The 21,715-nt window shown below is 74.9% G+C and carries 15 protein-coding genes; all 15 read right to left on the reverse strand.

All coding sequences use genetic code 11. The features are described 5' to 3' along the window. Positions 1-225: 225 nt before the first annotated feature. Positions 226-1,539 carry an ABC transporter substrate-binding protein gene (locus ACSIH6_RS28355; protein WP_435111396.1) on the reverse strand — a complete coding sequence of 438 codons (1,314 nt, stop codon included), beginning with the start codon at positions 1,537-1,539 and terminating at the stop codon, positions 226-228. Between the two features lie 564 nt (positions 1,540-2,103). Next, entirely contained in the window at positions 2,104-3,303 is a 1,200-nt protein-coding gene (locus tag ACSIH6_RS28360) for an MFS transporter (protein WP_435111397.1), read from the reverse strand. 119 nt (positions 3,304-3,422) lie between these two features. Beyond that, a complete protein-coding gene (locus ACSIH6_RS28365) occupies positions 3,423-4,241 on the reverse strand; it encodes an ATP-binding cassette domain-containing protein (protein WP_435111398.1) in 819 nt (272 codons plus the stop codon). Further along, positions 4,238-5,275 (reverse strand): ABC transporter ATP-binding protein, encoded by a 1,038-nt coding sequence (locus ACSIH6_RS28370; RefSeq protein ID WP_435111409.1) that lies wholly within the window; start codon positions 5,273-5,275, stop codon positions 4,238-4,240. The genes ACSIH6_RS28365 and ACSIH6_RS28370 overlap by 4 nt, the downstream gene beginning before the upstream one ends. Positions 5,276-5,355: 80 nt before the next feature. Then, positions 5,356-7,185: an ABC transporter permease subunit gene (locus ACSIH6_RS28375; RefSeq protein WP_435111399.1), complete on the reverse strand. Its 1,830-nt coding sequence runs from the start codon at positions 7,183-7,185 to the stop codon at positions 5,356-5,358. Beyond that, positions 7,185-8,678: an ABC transporter substrate-binding protein gene (locus tag ACSIH6_RS28380; protein ID WP_435111400.1), complete on the reverse strand. Its 1,494-nt coding sequence runs from the start codon at positions 8,676-8,678 to the stop codon at positions 7,185-7,187. The genes ACSIH6_RS28375 and ACSIH6_RS28380 overlap by 1 nt, the downstream gene beginning before the upstream one ends. A 728-nt stretch (positions 8,679-9,406) precedes the next feature. Then, entirely contained in the window at positions 9,407-10,720 is a 1,314-nt protein-coding gene (locus tag ACSIH6_RS28385) for an HNH endonuclease signature motif containing protein (protein WP_435111410.1), read from the reverse strand. Between the two features lie 494 nt (positions 10,721-11,214). Further along, positions 11,215-12,735 (reverse strand): ABC transporter ATP-binding protein, encoded by a 1,521-nt coding sequence (locus ACSIH6_RS28390; protein ID WP_435111401.1) that lies wholly within the window; start codon positions 12,733-12,735, stop codon positions 11,215-11,217. After that, a complete protein-coding gene (locus ACSIH6_RS28395) occupies positions 12,728-13,612 on the reverse strand; it encodes an ABC transporter permease (RefSeq protein ID WP_435111402.1) in 885 nt (294 codons plus the stop codon). Before ACSIH6_RS28395 ends, ACSIH6_RS28390 begins: the two co-directional genes overlap by 8 nt. Continuing rightward, positions 13,609-14,640 (reverse strand): ABC transporter permease, encoded by a 1,032-nt coding sequence (locus ACSIH6_RS28400; RefSeq protein WP_435111403.1) that lies wholly within the window; start codon positions 14,638-14,640, stop codon positions 13,609-13,611. Before ACSIH6_RS28400 ends, ACSIH6_RS28395 begins: the two co-directional genes overlap by 4 nt. Beyond that, positions 14,640-16,151 (reverse strand): ABC transporter substrate-binding protein, encoded by a 1,512-nt coding sequence (locus ACSIH6_RS28405; RefSeq protein WP_435111404.1) that lies wholly within the window; start codon positions 16,149-16,151, stop codon positions 14,640-14,642. Before ACSIH6_RS28405 ends, ACSIH6_RS28400 begins: the two co-directional genes overlap by 1 nt. 103 nt (positions 16,152-16,254) lie before the next feature. After that, positions 16,255-16,575, reverse strand: coding sequence for a ferredoxin (locus ACSIH6_RS28410; protein WP_435111405.1), 321 nt, complete (start codon positions 16,573-16,575; stop codon positions 16,255-16,257). Continuing rightward, positions 16,569-17,798: a cytochrome P450 gene (locus ACSIH6_RS28415; RefSeq protein WP_435111406.1), complete on the reverse strand. Its 1,230-nt coding sequence runs from the start codon at positions 17,796-17,798 to the stop codon at positions 16,569-16,571. Before ACSIH6_RS28415 ends, ACSIH6_RS28410 begins: the two co-directional genes overlap by 7 nt. Positions 17,799-18,031: 233 nt before the next feature. Further along, the gene (locus ACSIH6_RS28420) at positions 18,032-19,771 is read right to left on the reverse strand and encodes an ABC transporter ATP-binding protein (protein ID WP_435111407.1); all 1,740 of its coding nucleotides are present in this window, start codon (positions 19,769-19,771) and stop codon (positions 18,032-18,034) included. Then, positions 19,768-21,672 carry an ABC transporter ATP-binding protein gene (locus ACSIH6_RS28425; protein ID WP_435111411.1) on the reverse strand — a complete coding sequence of 635 codons (1,905 nt, stop codon included), beginning with the start codon at positions 21,670-21,672 and terminating at the stop codon, positions 19,768-19,770. The genes ACSIH6_RS28420 and ACSIH6_RS28425 overlap by 4 nt, the downstream gene beginning before the upstream one ends. Positions 21,673-21,715: the final 43 nt, after the last annotated feature.

Here is a 21,715-nt window from a genome sequence, read left to right on the forward strand (position 1 = left end):
CGTGGTCGTGCGGGTGCGTGTGTGCTGTCGTGCGGGCGCGTGTGGGGGTTTGCGTGCATGTGCGTGCATGCGGGCGCGTGTGCATGCGGGCGAATGCCTGTGCATGCGGGCGCGTGCGTGTGCGGGCGTGGCCGTGCGCGTTCGCAGGCGTGGTTCCGGGCCTCCCTGCCCCCCGGGTGGCGTCCGGTGTGGGTCTCACCCACACCGGACGCCGCGCCGGGCGGCTCAGGAGGTCTCGATGGCCGCCTCGACCTCGGTCATGAACTGCTCGGCGGCCTCGGCCGGGGTGAGGTCGCCGAAGGCGAGCCCGTCGCTGACGCGGCTGCTGATGTCCACGACCTGGCCCGCACCGATCGGCGCGGGCGGGTTGCCGTCCACGATCGTGCCCTCGATCTCGCCCATGAACTCGGCCATGCGGGCGTCGGACTCGGGCAGGTCGTCGAGGATGGCCTCGCGGACCTCGGTGTTGGCGGGCAGGCCCAGGTCGGCCAGGAGCAGCTCGGACGCCGCCGGGTCGTTGAGCATGTAGTCGACGAAGCGGGCCGCCTCCTCCGGATGCTCGGAGCCCGCGGAGATCGAGTAGAACATGGCCGGTTTGAAGAACAGGCCGGTCCGGTCGAACTCGGTCTCGCCCGGGTAGCGCAGGAGCTGGATCTCGCGCCCGGAGGCCTCGACCACGTTGCCGAGCTGGTTGCTCCAGAAGTGCGCCATGGCGCCCTCTCCTGTGGCCACGACCGACTGGTCGATGCCGCCCGCCTGGATCTCCACGCTCCGGGCCGCGCTGGGCTGGCCGCCGTTCTCCAGCAGGTCCTGGGTGATCTCGAACCAGGCCTCCAGGGTCTCCTGGGAGAAGCCGAGGCCGCCGTCCTCGCTGTAGAGCGCCTCCCCGTGCTGGCGGGCGAAGACCTGGAAACCCGCCTCGTTGTAGCTCATGCTCTGGGCGCCGACGAACTCGCCACCGCTGCCCTCGCTGATCTGTCCGGCGATCTCGACGTAGTCCGCCCAGGTCCAGGTGTCGTCGTCGGGCATCTCCACCCCCGCGGCGGCGAAGGCCTCGGGGTCGGCGTGGACGGAGTAGGCGTTGACGCCGCTGGCCGCGCCGAAGGTCTGCCCGTCCAGTTGGCCGCTCTCGGCGACCAGCGGGTCGATCAGCGACAGGTCCAGGCCCTCGGCCTCGGACAGGTCCATCAGGGCGCCGCGGTCGGCGTACTCGCGCAGGTAACGCTCCTCCTGCATGAGGATGTCGGGGGAGTCGTTGGCCGCGGTGGTGGTGGCCAGGCGGTCCCAGTACGCGGACCAGTCGGTGGTCTCCGCCGTGATCCGGATGTCGGGGTTGTCGGCCTCGAAGTTCTCGATGACCTGGAGCATGGTGGCCTGGCGCTCGTTGGAGCCCCACCAGGAGAAGCGCAGCTCCACGGTGCCGTCGTCGGAGCCCGAGCAGGCGGAGGCGAGCAGGACCGTCGCCGCGGCCGCGGCGGTCGCGGACAGGGCGGCGCCGCGGCGGCCGTGTCGGCGCCCTCGGCCCGGGGGTACGCGCATGGTGGTGTTTCCCTTCGGCTTCCGGCTCGCGCCGGTGGCGGCTGTGGCTTCGGCGGGGGTGTCCGCGCCCGGCCGTCCGGGGGGACGCGGGCACGGACGTGTGCGTGGGAACACAGGGGAGGAACGGCTCGAAATGGTTTGGTAAGCGCTATCCAAGGACTATGATGGTCAGTTTTTAGCACTGTGTTCACATGTGTGTCAACGGTTCACATCCATGGACCACCTGGTGGACCACACCGCCGCTCCGACAGCCCCTCTCACCATGGCTGCCACCGAAGTCGCACGCCCGAGCACGAAGGGCCACCGGGGGCGGCCTGGGCGCCGCCTCGGAGCGGACGCGTGCGGCAGCCCTTGCCCCTCGGCCCGGAAAACGCTTACCCTCCCCCGGTGCGCAGCGAAACCTCGCGGGGGAGGGATCCATCACCTGCGCCGGCGCGCACGCCCGCTCGTGGCGGGCCGCGCCGGTGGCGGAACGACCGCCGTGAACCCTCGGACGAAACCCCGCCGTGGTGAGGGCGGTGCCGCCCCCGCGCAGTCCGGTCCGGCAATCCTGCGCGGCCCGGATCAGGGGCGGCTCCGGCCGGGGACCAGCGCCGCTCCGGCGAGCGGCACCAGGGCGAGCAGGAGCCAGGGAAGCGGCCCGCCCAGGTCCAGCAGCGCCCCCGCGGGCACGCTGCCCAGGAGCACCACCAGCCCCGACAGCGAGGACAGCGCACCCGTGAACAGGCCCAGGTGGCGGTCCTCGACCAGGTCGGGGATCCATGCCCGCACCGTGGGCACGATGAGCACCTGGCCCAGGGTCAGCGCGGTGACGAACACCGCGGAGGGCACAAGCCCGCCCAGCGCGCCGACCGGCATCGACGCGGCGGCCCCGGCGAAGCCCAGGCAGATCAGCACCAGCCCCCACACCAGCGTCGCGCGCCGCGTCAGACGGGCGGCGGCCCAGCGCAGCACGGGCATCTGCGTGACGATGTAGAGCAGCGACGCCCAGGCCAGCAGCCAGCCCAGCGCCGTCTGGGAGCCGGTCGCCCGCTCCACCTCCGCGGGCAGGGCCAGGTAGAGCTGGTTGTAGGCCAGCAGGTAGCCGCTGTAGGCCAGGCTCAGCGCCAGGAACCGGCGGTTGCCCAGCAGCAGGCGCAGCCCCTCCCTCAGGTGCGGCGTCCCCCGTTCGACCGCCGCGGGCGCGTCCGGCGCGGTGCGGGGCATCAGCCGCAGGTGCCCGGCCAGCACGGCGGCGAAGACCGCTGCCCCGGCCAGGCATGCGGCGCGGAAGCCGCCGAGCAGCAGCAGGGCGCCCAGCGGCGGACCGACGAGGGTTCCCGCCTGTCCCGCGACGGAGAACAGGGCGAGCATCCGGGTGCGGGGTTCACCGGTCCGCCGCTCGTGCCGCACCGCCTGGCGCACGATCTCGGTCTCCACCGCCGGGGAGAACAGCGCGGCGGCGAAGCCGATGAGCAGGACCGAGGCGATGACCGATCCGGTGCCCTGTGCGAAGCCGAGCCAGCAGAACCCGGCCACGCGCAGCACGCAGCCCGCCAGCACCACCGGGCGCGCCCCGAACCGGTCGGTGAGCGTGCCGCCCACCACGAACAGGCCCTGCTGGCTGAAGGTGCGCAGGCCCAGCACGAGGCCGACCAGCCATCCGGCCAGGCCCAGGGCGCCGCCGAGGTGGTCGGCGAGGTAGGGCAGGACCGCGAAGAAGCCGACGTTGAACGCGAACTGCGAGCCGACCAGCAGCAGGGGCAGCGCGGGCAGGCCGCACACGTCGCGCAGCGCCGCGGCCCCGCGCGCGGTGGTCCGGGACAGGACGTTCCCGTTCCCGCTCCTGTTCCCGCTTCCGCTCCTGTGTCCGTTTCCGCGCCCGCGGGGAGGCCGTTCCGGGCTCACGAGGCGCTCGGCAGCGGCCGGTCCCGGGAGGTGCCGGGGAAGGCGGGAACGGCCTCCACCAGTTCGCGGGTGTAGGGGTCGGCGGGCTCGGAGCAGACCTGGCGGGCGGGACCGGTCTCCACCAGCCGCCCCTCGCGCATGACCGCCGCGCGGTGCGCGACGTGCCCGACGAGCGCCAGGTCGTGGCAGATGAACAGGTAGCCCAGTCCCAGTTCGTCCTGGAGGCCGGTGAGCAGGTTGAGCACCCCGGCGCGCACCGAGGAGTCCAGGGCGGACACCGGCTCGTCCAGGACCAGCAGCCGCGGCTCACAGGCCAGCGCGCGGGCGATCCCCACGCGCTGGCACTGCCCGCCGGAGAGCTCGTGCGGCAGCCGGTCGCCGTGCGCGGGGTCCAGACCGACCTTCTCCAGCAGCTCCGCCACCCGGGCGGGGCCGGTCGCGCGGTCCCAGCGGCCGTGGATGCGCAGGGGTTCGGCGACGGCGTCGCGCACGCGCAGGCGCGGGCTGAGCGAGCCGTAGGGGTCCTGGAAGACCGGCTGGAGCGCGGGGCGCAGGGCGCGCAGTTCCCTCTCGCCCATGGCGGTCAGCTCCCGGCCCTCGAAGCGCACCGTTCCGGCTTGGGGACGCCGCAGTCCGATCACGGCGGCGGCGGTGCTGGACTTGCCGCACCCCGACTCCCCGACCAGGGCGAGCGTCTCCCCCGCGTGGATGTCGAAGGAGATCCCGTCGACGGCCGTCACCGGGGCGGCCCGCCGGGTGCGGCCCGGATAGCGCACCACCAGGTCGCGCACGCTCAGCAGCGGTGGGGTGGTCATGCCGTCCTTCCTCGTGGTGTGTGCGCGGTGTCCGTGAACAGGGAGGACGCCGGATCGGGCAGGTCCTGCCAGCGGTGGCAGGACACCAGCCTGCCCGACTCCCCCGCCGTCACGGGTGAGGGCTCCTCGGCGTGGCACCGGTCCTCGGCCAGCGGACAGCGGGGCGCGAAGGCGCAGCCGCCGGGCAGCGCCTCCGGCGAGGGGGGCGTTCCGGCGATGGCGGGGAGGCGGCGGTCTTCGGCCCCGGGCCGGGGCAGCGCGGCGACCAGGCCCGCGGTGTAGGGGGCGCGGGGCCGGGTCAGGACCGGCCCCACCGGGCCCGACTCGACGTGGCGCCCGGCGTAGACGACCACCACCCGGTCGGCGTAGCCGCCGACGACGCCCAGGTCGTGGGTGACCAGGACGACCGCGGTACCGGTCCGCTCCCGCAGCCCGCACAGCAGTTCCAGCGTCCGGGCCTGCATCCTGGGGTCGAGCGCGGTCGTGGGCTCGTCGGCGAACACCAGGGCGGGTTCGTTGACCGTGGCCATCGCGATGACCGCCCGCTGGCGCATGCCGCCGGAGAACTCGTGCGGGTAGGCGTGCGCGCGCCGGGCCGCGTCGGGGATGCCGACCCGGTCCAGGGCGGCCACGGCCCGCTCCCACGCCGAGGCACGGCTCATCCGGCGCACGGAGCGCAGGGCGCGCACGAGCTGGGCGCCCACGGTGTGCACGGGGCTGAGCACCGCGAGCGCGTCCTGGGGCACCAGGGACATCCGCCGCCCGCGCAGGGGCCGCAGTGCCGCGGGCGGGGCGCCGACCAGTTCCTGCCCGTCCAGGCGGACGCTTCCGGTGACGGAGGCGCCGGAGGGCGCCATGCCCAGGACGGCGCGTGCGGTGACCGACTTCCCCGCCCCCGACTCCCCCACGAGCGCGAGCACCTCGCCGGGGCGCACGTCGAAGGCGAGCCCGCGCACGGCGCGGACCCCGCCACCTCGCCGTCCGGGCAGGGTGACCCGCAGGTCGCGCACCGACAGCAGGGCCTCACCGCTCACCGCTTCCCCGGTCTCGGGCACCCCGCCGTCCGGGAACGGAAGGCCGCGCCCGCTCGTCGTCGCTTCCTTGTCGCCGATCGTCACGTCAGGGCTCCTTGGGGTGGTGCGACCGAGGCGGAACGCAACGTCCGGCGCCGCGAGGGCGTCCACGCGCCCCGGGGAAGCGTGGACGAGGAGACGGCGAACGCGGCCAGCAGCAGGAGCATGGCGGCCGGGGCCAGGGCCGCCAGGGGCGCGCGCTCCACGTAGGCCAGGGACTCCGACAGGCTCAGGCCCCACTCGGCCGAGGGCGGCTGCGAGCCCAGTCCGAGGAAGCCGAGCGAGGCGATGGCCAGCGCGATGCCCGGCAGGCGCAGCACGGCGTGGCGGGTCACCGGCCCCAGGACCGCGGGCAGGACGTGCCGGACCAGGATCCAGCGGGAGTCGGCGCCCAGGGCCCGCTGCGCGGTCAGGTAGGCGGCCGCGCGCGTCTCCTGGACCAGCGCGGAGGTGTGCGCGGCGAGCGGGGGCCAGGAGACCAGGGCCACGGCCACGGCGGCGCCGAGGGGTCCGGGCCCGGCGATGGCGGCCACCAGGATTCCGGCGATCACCGGGGGCAGGGCGTTGGCCATCTCCGAGGCGCCCGCCGACAGCGCCGGGGCGAACCCGACCAGCAGCGCGACGGCCAGGCTGGCCAGGCACACCAGCGCCGCGGTGCCCACGGTGGCCAGGGCGCCGTGCCCGAGCCGGGCCAGGACGTCGCGGCCGACCGCGTCGGTGCCCAGGGGGTGGTCCCAGGAGGGCGCGGCGAGGCGCTGGGCCACCTCGACGGTCATGGCGTCGCGGGTCAGGCCCCACAGGCACACCGCCAGGATCAGCGCCGCGCACACCGCGGGCACCGCGCGGCGCACGGCTCCAGCGGGGGCCGTGGGCGACGGAGGCAGGGTCAGGGCCGCGTCGTGCAGGCCCGGGCCCAGCAGGAGGCGGCGCGCGGCCTGGGCGGCGATCCCGGCCGCGGTGCCGAGCAGCACCAGGCCGAGCACGGAACCCTGGAGCAGCGGCAGGTCCTGGGACTGGGCGGCGCCCAGGGCGGTGCGGCCGATCCCGGGGACGGCGAAGACGGTCTCGACCGCGACGGCGCCGCCGGTCAGGCCGACGACGACCATGGCGAACTGGGGGATGAGGGCGGGGGTGGCCCGGCGCAGGGCCGCGGCGGCGATGGCGGCCGGGGAGCAGCCCGAGGCCGTCCACAGCCCCACCCAGCGCTCGGTGAGGACGGCGGGCAGCGCGTCGTCGAGCAGCCGTCCCAGCAGTCCGCCCGCGGGCAGGCCCAGCGCCAGGGCCGGGAGCACGAGGTTCACCGGTCCCTGCCAGCCGTAGGGCGGCAGCCAGCCCAGCCACACCGAGAGCGAGACCATGAGCAGGACGGCGACGAGGAACTCGGGCAGGGCCGTGAGCATCGCGGCGGCGGCCCCGCTGCCCGACCCGCCCGGGCGCGGGGTGCCGCGCGCCCCGCGCACCAGAGCGGGGGCGCACAGCGCGGCCGCGACGAGCAGGGCCACGGCGAGCGCGGCGCCCATGACCGTCAGGGACACGCCCATGGCCGAGACGACCGAGGGCAGCACGGGCGCGTCGGAGACCCAGGAGCGGCCGAGGTCGCCCTGGAGGACGCCGCCGAACCAGCGGGCGAGCGTCACCGCGGGGCCGTCGGCCAGGCCGAGGTCCTCGCGGATGGCGTCGAGCACCTCGGGCGTGGGCGCCTGCTCGGCCGATCGGGCGCGCAGCACCGACAGGGCGGGGTCGCGCCCGGACAGCCAGGGCAGGAGTCCGACGACGACCGTGACCATGACCAGGGCGGCGACGCGGGAGACCAGGGGCAGGAGCCACCCGGCCCCGCGGGCGCCGGTGCGGGCGGGGGCGGCGGCGTCCATCAGCTCAGCCGGGTCAGCGGGGTGACGAGCAGGCGCTCGCGCGGGTCCTTGGCCGAGTCCACGACGTTGGCGGCGTCGCCCTGGATGACGCGCTCGTGCAGCATGGGGATGGCGGCGTCGGTGGCCAGCACGGCCGCCTCGGCCTCCAGGATCGCGGCGCGCCGCTCCTCGCCGGCCGGGGTCCGCTCGGCCTCCTCCAGCGCCGCGTCCACCTCCTCGTCGCACAGCTGGGCGATGTTGAAGGAGCCGTCGCAGGAGAAGTCGCTCGTCATGTAGGCGGCGGGGTCGCCGGAGTCCAGGACGGTGGCGCGGGAGAGGACGAACGCGTCGAACTCGCCGTTGAGGGCGTCCTCCTCGATGTTGGCGTACTCGCGCACGACCTGCTCGACCTCGAACCCGGCGTCCTCCAGCTGCTGCTCCAGGACGGTGGCGACCTCGGGCAGCTCGGCGCGGTCGGTGAAGGTGGCCAGGGTGATGACGGCGCCGTCGGGGTCGACGGCCTCGGTGGCCCCCGAGCGTTCGGGGCGGTCGGCGGCCCAGGGCAGCGCGGGGCCCAGGAGGCCCTCGGCCACGTCCGCGCGCTCCTCGTAGACGCCGTCCACCAGCTCCTGGCGGTCGACGGCCTCGCGTGCGGCGGCGCGCAGGCCGGGATCGGTGAAGGGCCCGTCCTGGGTGTTGAGGTAGAGGGTGTTGGTGCGCGGCATCGGCACCTCGGTGATGAGCTCCTGGTCCAGCAGGGCGGCCTGGGACGTGGGCACGGACTCCACGATGTCGGCCTCGCCGGTGCGCAGGGCGGCGGCGCGGGCGGTGCCGTCGGGCACGAAGCTGACGTCGATGCCCGGAGCCAGGGCCGTCTCGCCCCAGTAGCCGTCGTAGCGGTCCAGGCTCGCGGAGGTGGTGCCGTTGACCTCGACCAGTTCGAAGGGGCCCGAACCGGTGCCGACCGGGCTGACCGTGTCTCCCTCGTAGGCGCTCTCGGCCAGGATCGACAACTGCGGCGAGGACAGGCGCTGGGGGACGAGCGGGTCGGCCTCGGCGGTGGTGACGGTGACGGTGTCGCCCTCGGCCTCGATCCCGAGTTCGACGCCGTCGAGGATGCGCGGCTTGGGCGAGGCCTGCGCGGCGTACTCCAGGGAGTGGGCGGCCACGTCGGCGGTCAGCTCCGTGCCGTCGTGGAAGGTGACCCCGTCGCGGATGGTGAAGGTCCAGGTGGTGTCGTCGACCTGGGTCCACTCGGTGGCCAGGCCAGGCTGGGGGTCGCCGACCTCGTCCAGGACGACGAGGGTCTCGGCGGTGCTCCAGCGGGAGAGCTTGAAGGCGTCGTCGGTGAGCGGGGACAGGGCCGACCTGGGCGGCAGCATCATCGCCACCGCGATACGCCCCTCCTCCCCGGCGGAGGCGGTGGTGTCGCCGCCGGAGGGGAAGCAGGCGGTCAGCAGGAGGGCGGAGGCGGCGGCCAGGCAGGCGCCGGGAGGGATCTTGCGCAGGTGCACGGCGGTTCTTCCGGGTCGGGGGCGGGGAGGCCGCCGCGGCGCGCGGACGCCTCGGCGGACCAGAGAAGCATATGACAACCGTTTTCATTATTGATCCCCCCATCCCCCGCCGAACAGGGACGAGGCGGGACCGAGGGGGCGTCGGGCCGCCGCGCGTGGGGGACGCGGAAGCCCTGCGGGGAAGGGGATACCCGGTTTGCCCCGGGGGTCCCGGCCGCCGGGGTCGCGGTCGGGCCGGGTTCCGCCCGGGAGGCCCACGCCACCCATGCTTATGAGCGCCGTCACTCCCCCGCGCGCCGCACCGGCCGGTAGGTGACGTGAGCGGGTAACGCCTGCTGAGGTTGAGAGGTCCAGAGCACCAACAGCGGGCGCGGCTCCGGGAGGGCGGTCAACGCTTGCTGTTCGCGCGTGGTTGCCCGCTCCTGCGTCGGCGCCAACGGCAGCGGATGCCTGAGGGGCCCGCTCAACGCCCAGCTCGCTGATGGTGAAGGTATGCGACGTCGGCACCAACGGCGAGCGGGTCCTGACGCGGCGGGCAACGCCCAGCTCGCTGATGGTGAAGGTATGCGACGTCGGCACCAACGGCGAGCGGGCGCCTGAGGGCCCCGCTCAACGCCCAGCTCGCTGGTGGGGTGTCGGACACCGCAGTGGCGCGCACGGGTGCCAACCCCCTGCCGGGTCCGGGGGTCTGTCCCGTGACGCGTGGCGGTGGAGTGTGGTCCGGGGTGTTACTCCCGGGGCGGCGGGCGCTGGTCGGGAGGGTGTCCTCGTTCGCGGTGGCCCTTGTGGCCTTCTCGCCCGTTGCGGGCCTGGTGGTGTTCTCGTTTTTCGCGTTGGTACTTGGCCCGGTTGTGCGGGCCGCACAACGGTTGCAGGTTCGCTACCTCGGTGCGCCCTCCCCGCGAGAAGGAGGTGACGTGGTCGGCCTGGCACCAGGCCACCGGCACCTCGCACCCGCCCGGATGCGCACACGTGACATGCCCATGGAAAGCTGCCGTGCGCTGTCGGGCTGAGGCCAACCGGCGGCTGGGGGCCACGTCCAGCACCCGCCCCGTGGGCGGTGCGGTGAGCATCCGCACCACCTCCGCATCTGCGGAGAGCTCGTGCACCACCCCGGCCGGGATCACCCGGCCGTGCTCGTCCAATGCTGGGACCTCCTGGCCTTCGGCGTTCAGGTAGGTGTGCACCGGCACCAGGATGCGGATCTGCGCCAGCGGAGCGGGAGCGTTGTCGCACCCGGTGTGGGTGGTCGCATACCGCAGCGCCGCGATGAGCGCGTCATGCTCACGCTGGGACCGGGACCGGGTGTCCTCATCACAGGGCGGGGTGGTGAAGGTGTCGATGGCCGCGCGCACGATCAACGCGTCCCCGACCCCGCCCCAGGCCTGCAACTGGTAGCTGCCCTGGAACGTGTCATGCACGACCAGACCACGCCCGGCGTGGGCGGCCTCGTGATCGCGGTCCAGGCGGTGCGGGTCCAACCGATAAGCGACCTGGCGGGCCACCGACTGGAGTTGGTTGACCGACAACGCGGGCCGCTCCTGCTTGGCGGCCACCAACGCCGACTCAAACCCCTGCCGGTACTCCACCGCGTCCGGAAAGTGGTCCTCATCCCGGGCCTGGACGGCTTTGTCGGTGGCCTTGGCGATCGCGACCGCCTCCCCCAAAGCCACCGTGCCCTCGCCCACAGCCTGAACCGTGGCCGGCAACGTCTCCTCGTGCACGTGCTGGGCCAGACGAGCCAAATCCTTGGCCTGGCCGGTAGGCATCTTGCCGTGGTGTACCAGCCACTTGTCCAAGGTGGTGTAGCCGCTGTAGCGGGACACCTCACCCCGCGCGTACAGACGGGCCATGCGCACCAAGGCGTCAAAGCGGATTCGTTCCGTTTCGGCCCACAGCGCGGCGATCTCCTCGGCGGCTGCTTCGTCCACCCCGGGCGGGATTTCCCCGTTCCACGCTTCCTCGATAATGGTGCGCGCACCGGCCAGCGCGGCCACGGCCGGGGAACAGTCCCGGGGGCTCACACTGGGTGCTTCGCACATCATCTCCATGCTTCTTATTATAAGCCAGCGTCCGCCATTTCGCCAGCCTTTTCGAGTTCGGTAACATTCTTTTTCCGATCCGTTCCGGGGGTTTATTTGGACCCAGTAAACCACAATGGTGGTGTCCGAAAATGCGCGACCAGAATGATGGCTTGCCGTTGGTGCTGCCGTCACCCGTCCCGACCACAGGGGCCAGGGGCGTTGCCCGAGGCTGGAGAGTCCGCCTGCCCTTGGTGCCGCTTTTCGTCGGGCGCTCGACCCCGCCAGAAACCGGCCGTTCTCCGCCGCCCCAACTCCTTCGCGGCAGCGGGTGCGCTTTCGTCGCCACCAACGACCCCAGACGGGAATGGCGTAGGGAGAAGACCTGATGACGGCCCCTCCCTTCCCCTTATTTCCTTCTCCCACCCCCTTTCCCCTTCCTCCCTTTCCTCCCTTTCCTCCCTTTCCTCCTTCCCCCCTTTCCTCCTTCCCCCCTTTCCTCCACTCGCGACTTCTCACGTTTTCGCAGTGGAGGACACTTGCCGACCACCGTCCAGTTCCCGTCGCTCGGGATTCAGCTCCCGGTGCTCGGGATCCAGCACGAGCACCCGGTCGGCACGGGCGGCGACGTCGCGGTCGTGGGTGACCATGAGCACGGACAGCCCGTGCTCCTCGCGCAGGGAGTCCAGCAGCTCCAGGACCGTGCGGGCGCTCACCGCGTCCAGGGCCGAGGTCACCTCGTCGGCCAGCAGGAGGGCGGGGCGCGCGGCCAGGGCGCGGGCGATGGCCACCCTCTGCCGCTGCCCGCCGGAGAGCCGCCCGGGGTGGGCGTCGGCGACGCTGCCGGACAGCCCGACCCGCGCGAGGAGGTCGGGGACGCGGGCGCGGGCCTCGGCGCGCGAGAGCCCCAGGAGCACGCGGGCGGGGCGGGCCAGCGCCGGGCCCACGCGGTGGGCGGGGTTCAGCGCCCCCACGGGGTCCTGCCCGACGAACTGGACCGCGCGCAGGATCTGCCGGTCCCGGTCTCGCAGGCGCGGCGGCAGCGGCGCACCGTTCAGGGCCATGCTCCCCGAGACGGGCGGGTGTAGTCCGGCGACGGCGCGCAGCAGCGTGGACTTACCGCTCCCGGAGGGGCCCAGGACCGCGACGCACTCGCCGCGGCGCACCGACAGGTCCGCCCCGGCGATCAGCTCCCGCCCGCCGGGCGCGGCCACGCGCACGCCCCGGAGCCCGAGCACATCGGCGCCGCCGGAGGGGCCACCCAAGGGATCACGGACGGTGCGCCCCGCGTCCGCGCCCGGCTCGTGCGGAGCGCTCCCCAGCACGAGGCGGTCGTCGGCCACGCGCTCCGCGAAGGCGCGGTCGTGCGTGACGACGATCGTCACCCGGCCTGGCTGCCCGCGCCTCCGTTCCAGCACCTCCACCACCAGCTCCACCGTGGCGGGATCGAGCCCGCTGGTGGGTTCGTCCAGCACCAGCACGCGGGGGTCGCCCACGACCGCCCTGGCCAGCGCCACGCGCTGGGCCTGTCCGCCGGAGAGTTCGTGCGGGCGGCGGAGCCCCACAACATCGGGGTCCAGGCCCAGGTCCGCGAGCACGCCGCGCACGGCCCGCCGCACGGCCCGCCGCGCGTCCCGACCTCCGGAGCCCGGCGTCCCCTCCGCCGACGGGACAGAGCTCGACAGCCCCTCCCCCACCAGTGCGAACACCGTGCGCAAAGGGTGCAGGTCCGAGGCCGGGTCCTGGCCGAGGATCCCGGCGTGGACCAGCCGCCAGCGGCGCGCCGCACGCCCGACGGGGATCGGCGTCCCGTGCCAGCGCACCTCCCCGGCCTCGCGCACCAGCCCGGGCGGCAGGGCGTCGAGGGCGGCCAGGACGGCACTCGTCTTCCCACCGCCGGACCCGCCCATGACCGCCAGGACCCGCCCGTCCGGCACGCGCAGGTCCACCGGACCGACCACCGCCGCGCCCTCCAGGTTCCGCACGCGGATCCCCAGGGCGCTCAGCCCCCCGCCCAGCCCCTCCTCCTCAGCCACCGAACCCACCGAACCCACCGAATCCACCGGATCCACCGCCACCGAGGGCCTCCTTCTTCCTTCTCGCGAGGCCCCGGCCTCGACCCCGCCGCCAACGCCGGACACCGTCACGTCGTGGGGAGAACTGGGCGGACAGGGCGAGGACGACCGTGGTCGCGCCCAGGGCGGCGGCCGGTGCGGCCACGGCCCAGGGGTTCATCGCCGCACCGGCCATGTTCTCGCGGAGCATCAGCGCCCAGTCGGGCTCCGGAGGGGAGGCGCCGAAGCCCAGGACGCCCAGCGCCGAGGCGACCTGGAGGGCCACCACGAGCCGCAGCCCCAGGTCGGCGGCGACCAGCCCGCGCACGGCGGGCAGGACCTCCCTGAACAGGATCGACGCCGGGCGCTCGCCCCGGCACAGGGCGGCCTCCACGTACCCCGACGCGCGCACCGAGCGGACGGCGTCGCGGACCACGCGCAGGGTGAGCGGCGCCCCGCCGCACACCGTGGCGACCACGACGGCCGCCCGGCCGGGCAGCGCGACCGCCGCGACCAGGGCCAGCAGCAGCGAGGGGACGGCCAGCATGAGGTCGGCCGCCGCGGTGAGCGCGCGGTCGACCGCGCCCGCGGCCCAGCCCGCGGCAAGCCCGCCGACGACACCGACGGCGGAGGCGCACACGGCGGCCGCCACCGAGACGGCCAGGAGCTCCCCTCCTCCGGCGAGCACGCGCGACCACACGTCGCGGCCCAGGGCGTCGGTGCCCAGCGGGTGGCCGGGGACGGGCCCCTGCCAGGGCACGCCGAGGGGCTCGGTGGGGTCGTGGGGCGCCAGCCAGGGCCCCAGGAGCGCGGCGGCCAGCACCGCGACGAGCAGGACGGGCAGCAGCGCGCGGCTCACGGCGTCCTCCCCCGGGGATCGACCACGGCCGCGACGGCGTCGGCCACGAGCAGCCCCGCCAGGACGACCGCCGCCGCGAGCACCGCCGTGGCCTGGACCACGGGCAGGTCGCGCGAGGCCAGGGAGGCGACCAGGAGGGAACCGAGCCCGGGATAGCCGAAGAGGGTCTCCACCACGGTCGCGGCGGCCACGAGCCCGCCCGCGCTGACGGCCAGGACGCGGGTGAGGGGGGCGAGCAGGAAGGGCAGCACGTCCACGGCCGCGACCCGCCAGGCGGGGCTGCCCCGGCGCCGGGAGTCGGCCACGTGGGGGCGGCGCAGGGCGTCGGCCACCGCGCCCGAGAGCAGGCTCGCGCCGAACAGGGCGGTGGGCAGCGCCAGGGACAGCACCGGCAGGACCAGCAGTTCGGGGCTGTCCGTCGGCGGCCTGCCCGGGGGCAGCAGCGACACCGGCGGGACCAGGCCCAGGGCCCCGGAGAGCAGCGCGGCCAGCCCGCTGGCCACCACGGCCGAGGGCAGGGCGGCGCCGCCGGTCAGGAAGGCGGTCGGTGCTCCCCCGCCCCGGCGGGCCGCGCCCGCCCACCAGCCCAGGGCGAGCATGACGGGCGCGGCCAGCAGGAGCGCTCCCCCGACGAGCGCGAGCGTGGCGGGCAGCCGCTGGAGGAGGGCGTCGGCGACGGGCCGCCCGTTGACCAGGGAGACCCCGAGGTCGCCGGTGGCCAGGGAGCCCGCCCACGCGGTGTAGCGCAGCCAGGCGGGTGCGTCCAGGCCCAGTTCCTCGCGCAGCCGGTCGACCTCCTCCTGCTCCGCCCCGGGGACCGCCCGCAGCTGGGCGGCGTCGCCGGGCAGCAGTTCGGTGGCGGCGAAGACCGCGGCCGAGACCGCCAGCAGCAGGAGCAGGGCCCGCGCGGACGCGAGGAGCAGGGCGGCGCCCGTTCCCCGCGTCCGCGGTGCGGCACCCGTTCCCCGCGCCCCCGTTCCCCGCGTCCGCGGTGCGGCGCCGGGCGGCGCCGCGGGGGTCGGGTCCATCAGCCCGGCACCCCGGCCTGTTCGACGCGCAGCCGGTGGAACCCGGGGCCGGTGGGCAGGTCGGTCACGCCGGGCGCGGTGAGGTCGATGCCGTCGCCCACGCCCCAGACCACGTAGCCGCCCTCGTCGGCGATGCGCTGTTGGAGGTCGCCCAGGGCCGCGTGGCGCTCGGCCTCGTCCTCGGTGGCCAGGGCATCGGCGAAGTCGGCGTCCCACTCGGGGTCGTTCCAGCCGGTCTCGTTGATGGGGCCCTCCGCCAGCAGCGCCATCCGGGAGAAGTCCACGAAGCCGTTGCCGCCGAGGCTGTTGAGGTAGAAGGGCTCGACGTTCCAGACCTCGGTCCAGTAGGTGTCGGGTGCCCCCACCTCGATCTCGACCTCGATCCCGGCCTCGGCGAGCTGCTCGGAGACCAGCACGGCGGCCTCCTCCATGCCGGGGTAGGAGTTGGTGGCGTGCAGGGTGAGCGACACCCCGTCGCCGTGCCCGGCCTTCTCCAGCAGTTCGCGCGCCCGATCCAGGTCGCGCTCCACCGGGGGCGCGTCCGGGGCGAAGGGCTCCAGGGGGCTGAGGACGTCGGCGCCGGGCTCCCCGTAGCCCAGGAAGACGGTCTCCACGAGCTGCTCGCGGTCCAGGGCGAGCTTGACCGCCTCGCGCACGGCGGGATCGTCGAAGGGTTCGGTCTCCGTGTCCATGACCAGGGGGTAGTTGACGCCCCCGGGCCGGGTGACCACCTCGACCTCGCCGCCGTCGGCGTACTGCTGGGCGGTGGCCGGGGCGACGCTCCCGGCGACGTCGGCCTGACCGGAGGCGACGGCGGCGGCACGCGCGGCCGGGTCGGGCATGGCGGTGATCTCCAGCCTCTCGTACCCGGGCGCCTCACCCCACCAGTCGTCGTTGCGGCTCAGGACGGAGGTGGTGTCGTCGCCCTCGTCCAGGACGAAGGGGCCCGAGCCCGCGACCGGCTCGGTGATGTCCTCGCTGCCCTCGGGGACGACGAAGGTGAGGGAGGCCAGGGCCAGGCCGACCTCGGCGTAGGGCTGGTGGGTGACCAGTTCCAGTTCGTGCCCGCCGGTCGCGCTGGAGGACTCCAGGTCGAACATGGACAGGCGGCCGTTGTTCTCCGCGCCCTTGCCCTGGATGCGGCGCAGCGAGAACAGGACGTCGTCGGCCGTGACGGACTGGCCGTCGGAGAAGGCGGCGTCGTCGCGCAGGGTGACGCGCCACCGGGTGAGGTCGCCGTCCACCGGCTCCCACGCCGTGGCCAGGCGCGGCTGGGCCGCGCCCTGCTCGTCGGTGACGGTGAGGACGTCGTAGAGCATGGCGAAGCGCAGGTAGTCGGCCTCGTTGCCGACCCGTCCGTGCGGGTCGTGGGTGGTGGCGGCGGGCGCACCCACCGCGGCGTAGCGCAGGGCCGACTCCGCGGAGGCGGCGGTCTGCTCCCCTCCGCCGCCGCAGCCGGTCGCGACCAGGGCCAGTGCGCACGCACCGGCCAGGAGGGATCGTCGTCTCATCGTCGGGCCTTTCGGTTCTGGGCCGTGTCCTCCACGGCCCGGGGGATGGTGCCCTGATACCGGGTCAGGAGGTAGGGCCAGGAGGTCGGGTCAGGAGGTCGGGTCAGGAGGCTTCGTGGACACTGACGGCGCCCGAGGGGCACCAGTCGGCCGCCGTCAGGGCGAGCTCACGCGCCTGTTCGGGAACGTCGGCGCGGAGCAGGACCACCAGGCCGTCGTCGCCTTGGTCGAAGAGGTCGGGGGCGGCCCGCACGCACTGTCCGGCTCCGGCGCACACACCGGTGTCGGCGTGCAGGCGCAGCGGGGCGGACGCGGGCGGTGCCGTCTTCGAGGGGCTTCCATGCGTCGGGCCGGGTTCGGACGGGTTCCCGGGTCGGTCGGGGCCGGTCGGCTCCCCGGGCTGGTCGCGGTCGGGGCTCACCACGACACCGGCACCTCCTCCAGCCCGAAGATCGCCGAGGCCGAACGCTGGGGCATCTCCTCCAGCGGCACGGCCCGGCGCAGGGTGGGCACCTGCTCGAACAGCGTCCGCAGGGCCACCTCGATCTCCAGGCGCCCCAGGTTCTGCCCCACGCACTGGTGGGTGCCGTAGCCGAAGGCGACGTGGCCACGCTGCTGGCGGGTCACGTCCAGCGTCCCGGGGTCGGGGAAGGCGGCGGGGTCGCGGTTGGCCGCGCCGAGCAGCGCGATGTAGCCGTCGCCCGCCGGGATGGTGGCCCCGTCCAGGGGGATGTCCTCGGTGGCCACGCGCAGGGTGATGACGTCGGCCACCGACAGGTAGCGCAGCAGTTCGTCCACCGCGCCCGGCCACAGCGAGGGGTCCTCGCGCAGCAGGGCCAGCTGGTCGGGATGGTCCAGCAGGGCCAGGGCCGCGAGCGGGATCATGTTGCGCGAGGTCTCGTGCCCGGCGTTGAGGGTGATGCCGATCTGGGAGAGCAGGGACTGGCGGGTGATCTCCCCGCGTGCCAGGGGGCCGGTGACCAGGCGGCTGATGAGGTCCTCCTGCGGGTCGTCGGCCTTCTCGTCGATGAGCCGGTTGATCAGCCCGAACAGGTCGGCGAGCGCGGCGCCCACCTCCTCCTCGGTGCTGTCGCGCCCTCCCGAGACCGTGGTGATCCGCCGGAAGAACTCCAGGTCCTCCAGGGGGACGCCGAGCAGACGGCAGATGACGGTCGTGGACACCCGGTTGGCGTACTCGCCGACCAGGTCGGCGGGGGTCGGCAGGGAGAGCAGGTGGCGGGCCTGCTCGGCGCAGATCCGCTCGATCTCCGGGCGCATCTCGCGCACCCGGCGCACGGTGAACTCGCCCACGAGCATGCGGCGGACGCGGGTGTGGTCGGGCGGGTCCATGCGGATGAACGGGCGCAGGTCGGCGGCGACCGCCTGCTCCCCCTTGCCCAGGGCCGGGAACGCGGGGTGGCGCGCGTCGGAGCTGGAAGCGGGGTGGGACAGCGCGGCGCGCACGTCGTCGTAGCGGGTGAGGAGCCAGGCCTGCTTGCCGCTGGGGATCGTGACCCGCGTCAGGGGGGCGGCGGCGCGCATCCCCTCGTAGGCCTCGGGCGGGGAGAAGGGGCAGGAGCGGGCCACGGGGAACTCCACCGGCGGCGGGGTGGCGGAACCGGACTCCTCGGGCGCGGATGCGGTCATGTGCGTCGTCTCCTCAGGGGAACGAAGGGGAAAGGGGATGGCGGGGGGTGGCCCGCGCGCGGCGGTGTGCCGCTGCGAGCGCGGTTCAGGACGGGGCGTGTGGGACCCGCGCGCGGCGGTGGGGACGCCGCGCGCGGACGCGGTTCGGGACCGGTCCGGGTCGGACGGTCAGCTCGGCCAGGACGGCTAGGTCAGGACGGCTAGGTCAGGACGGCTCGGTCAGGACGGCTCGGTCAGGACGGCTCGGCGGTCAACCTCCAGCCCCGGGCCCGCTCGCGCGCACGGGCGAACTCGGCGTGGCGCCCTCCCGCGGCGAGGAGTTCGGCCGGGGTCCCGGTCTCGGCGACGCGCCCGGCGTCGAGGAAGACCACCCGGTCCGCGGCGGCCACGGTGGCGGGCCGGTGCGCGATGACGAGCACCGTGCGCTCCCGCGCCAGGGAGACGGCGGTCGCGGTCAGCAGCGCCTCGTTCTCCGCGTCCAGGGCGGCGGAGGCCTCGTCCAGGACGACGACCGGCGCGTCCTTGAGCAGGGCACGGGCGATGGAGACCCGCTGCTTCTGCCCTCCCGAGAGCGAGGCGCCGCCCTCGCCGACGCGGGTGTCCCAGCCGTCGGGGAACTCGGCCACCACCGCGTCGAGGCCGGCGGCGACGGCCACCCGGTCCAGGTCCTCGCGCGTGGCCCCGGGGTCCGCCAGGAGCACGTTCTCCGCGATGCTCGCGTCGAACAGGTACACGTCCTGGAAGACCATCGCCACATGCCGGGACAGCTCCTCGCTGCCGACCGAGCGCACGTCGGCCCCGCCGAGGCGCACGCTGCCCGCGTCGGCGTCGTGGAAGCGCGCCAGCAGCCGGGCCACCGTGGTCTTGCCGGAGCCCGAGGGCCCGACCAGGGCGGTGAGCGTCCCGGGCTCGGCCCGGAAGGAGACCCCGTCCAGAACGCGGGGCCCGTCCGGGGTGTAGGAGAAGGACACGTCGTCGAACTCCACGTCCGCGCCCCGGGGCGGGACGGGGACGTCCGGTTCGGGGAGGGGGCGCGCCTCCAGGACGGCGTTGATCCGGTTGAGCCCGTTCGTCGCCATCCTCAGGGCGGCCCCCTGGTCGGCCGCGCCGGACAGGGGGTGGACGAACCTGGCCACGAGCACGAGCAGCGCGACCGCCAGGGGCGCGTCGAGGGTGCCGCCGAGCGCGAGGAACACGGTGGCGACCAGGAGCAGGCCGAAGACCAGCCGCACGGCGAAGGAGTAGCCGAGCAGGGCGGGAACCGCGCGCAGCAGCAGGCGGCGGGCGGCGCCGTGCTCGGCCTCCAGCGCCGCGTCGAGCCGTTCGCCGCCCTTGTCCGTCCGGCCGAAGGCCCTCAGCACGGGCTGTGCGCGGGCGTACTCCAGCACCCGGTCGGCGGCCTCGTCGGTGACGGCGTCGCGTGCGGCGTCGTTGCGCCCGACCGCCTCGCCGGACAGGGTGAAGACCATCCACAGCAGCGGCAGGCAGGCGGCGGCCGCGAGTGCGATCCGCCAGTCCCACACGAACAGGGCCAGGACCGAGACGACGGGGGTGACCACCGCGTCGGCCAGGGGCGGGTACAGGTGCACGGGCAGGTTGGTGGCCCGGGAGACGCCGTCGGTGGCGATGCGGTTGAGCTCCCCGACCCGGCCTCCGGTGAACCATCCCAGGGGCAGGCGGACGACGTGGTCGCCGAGCCGGTGGTGCAGGGCCCGCGAGAGCGCGCCGCCGACGCGGAAGTTGAGAAACAGGCTGCCCGCGCGCAGGACCGCGTAGGCGGCGGTGGCGGCGAGCAGCACGGCCACCCAGGGCCAGGCCCGGTCCGGGTCGGGGCCCAGGAGTTCGGTCAGGACGGGCACCAGCAGGGCGAACAGCACGCCCTGGAGGGCCGAGACGACGGTGGTGAGCGCGAGGCTCGTACGCATGGGCCCGGCCTGCTCGGGGCCCAGGGCCTTGAGGAAGGCTCGGATCACTGGTCTTCTCCCGGTTCGTCTCGTGCGTCCCCGTCACGTGCGTCCCCGTCACGTGCGTCCCCGTCACGGGCGTCTCCGTGGGCCAGGTCCCCGTCGCTGGCGTCCGGGTGCTGGGCGCGCCACAGGTCGGCGTACCGTCCGCCGCGCGCCAGGAGCTCGCCGTGGGTGCCGCGCTCCACCACTCGCCCCTCGTCCATGACCGCGATGAGGTCGGCCCCGGCCACGGTGCTCAGCCGGTGCGCGATCACCAGGACCGTGCGCCCCCGGGCCAGTTCGCTGAGGGCGTCCTGGATGGCCGCCTCCGACACCGGGTCCACGGCGGCGGTGGCCTCGTCCAGGACCAGCACGGGGGTGTCGGCGAGCAGGGCGCGGGCGATGGAGACCCGCTGGGCCTCACCGCCGGACAGGTCGGCGTCCTCGCCCACCACGGAGTCGTAGCCGCGCGGCAGCGCCTCGATCCGCTCGGCGACGCGCGCGGCGCGGGCGGCCCCCTCCACCTCCCCGCGGGTCGCCCCGGGACGGCCCATGGCGATGTTGTCGGCCACGGTCTCCCGCAGCAGCCGCACGTCCTGGAAGACGAAGCCGACCGTGCGGTACAGCTCCTCGGTGGGGATGTCGCGCACGTCCGCACCGCCCACGGTCACCGCGCCCGCCGTGACGTCGGCGAAGCGGGCGGGCAGGGTGGCCAGGGTGGTCTTGCCCGCGCCGGAGGGGCCCACCAGCGCGGTCACGGTGCCCGGTTCCAGCACCAGGTCCACGCCGCGCAGGACCTCCTCGCCCTTCTCTCCCCCCTCGGCGCCGTCCTGGGCCGGGTAGGCGAAGCGCACGCCCTCGAAGGCCACGCGGGCGCCCCGTGGTCCTCCACCGGAGCCCTCGGGCAGGGGCGGGGTGGCGAGCAGGTCGCGGACCCGTCCCGCGGCGGCCCGCGCCGTCTGGATCTGCTGCACCCGTGAGCCGATCACGTTCATCGGCGCGCACAGCGCCGGGGCCAGCAGGGCGAAGGCCACCACCGAGACGGGCTCGCTCCACCCCAGGGCGGCGAAGCCCGCCCCCGCCGCCACCACGGTGACGGTGACCGTGGGCGCCGACAGCACCAGGAAGGAGGCGACCGTGAGCGGGGTGGTGGCGCGCGACCAGGAGACGAAGAAGTCCGCGAAGGCGTCGGCGGCCCGGGTGAAGCGCTCGTGGGCCCTGCGGTGCCCGTTGAAGTGCTTGACCACCTGGATGCCGTCGACGAACTCCACGGCCGCGGTGTTGATCGCGCCCATCGCCTCGGCGTACTCGGCCATCTTGTGCATCGACCCGGCCATGGCCCGCGCGAACAGCAGCACGCCCACGGCCACCGGCAGCACCGCGACCAGGGTCAGGCGCCAGTCCACGGAGGCGAGGTAGGCCAGGGCGACGACGGGGACCGCGACGACGGCGGCCAGGTCGGGCAGGGTGTGGGCGACCAGGGAGTGGACGTCCTCGATGTCGTCGTGCAGGGCCTTCTTGACCCGGCCCGAGCCGCGGCCGGAGAACCAGCCCAGCGGGACCCGTCCCAGGTGACGGGCCAGGGCGCGCCGCACGGACAGCTGCATGTCGTTGTCGGCCAGGTGGCCGACCAGGGTGGAGGCGGTGCCCGCGGCCAGGGCGGCGACCGCTCCGGCCAGCGCGACCGCGACCAGCGTCCACACCAGGGCGGTGTCGGTCGGCCCGTCGGCGAGCAGCGCGGCGGCCGCCTCGGCCAGGCAGATCAGGGGGACGAGGCCGAGCGCGCTGGCCAGGCCCTGGAGGACCACGGCCGCGCGGACACGCCCCCTGATGGGTTCCAGGAGGACGCCGAGCGGGGAGGTCGCGCGCCCGGTCTCCGGCTCCGGCGCGGCCCGCGTGTGCGGGGTGGTGTCCTGTGCGGTGCTCACCCGGCCCTCCCGGGGGATGCCCCGGCCTTCAGAGCGGGGAGGT

The organism is Nocardiopsis synnemataformans (assembly GCF_965343085.1).
In the GTDB taxonomy this organism is placed as follows: Bacteria; Actinomycetota; Actinomycetes; order Streptosporangiales; family Streptosporangiaceae; genus Nocardiopsis; species Nocardiopsis alborubida.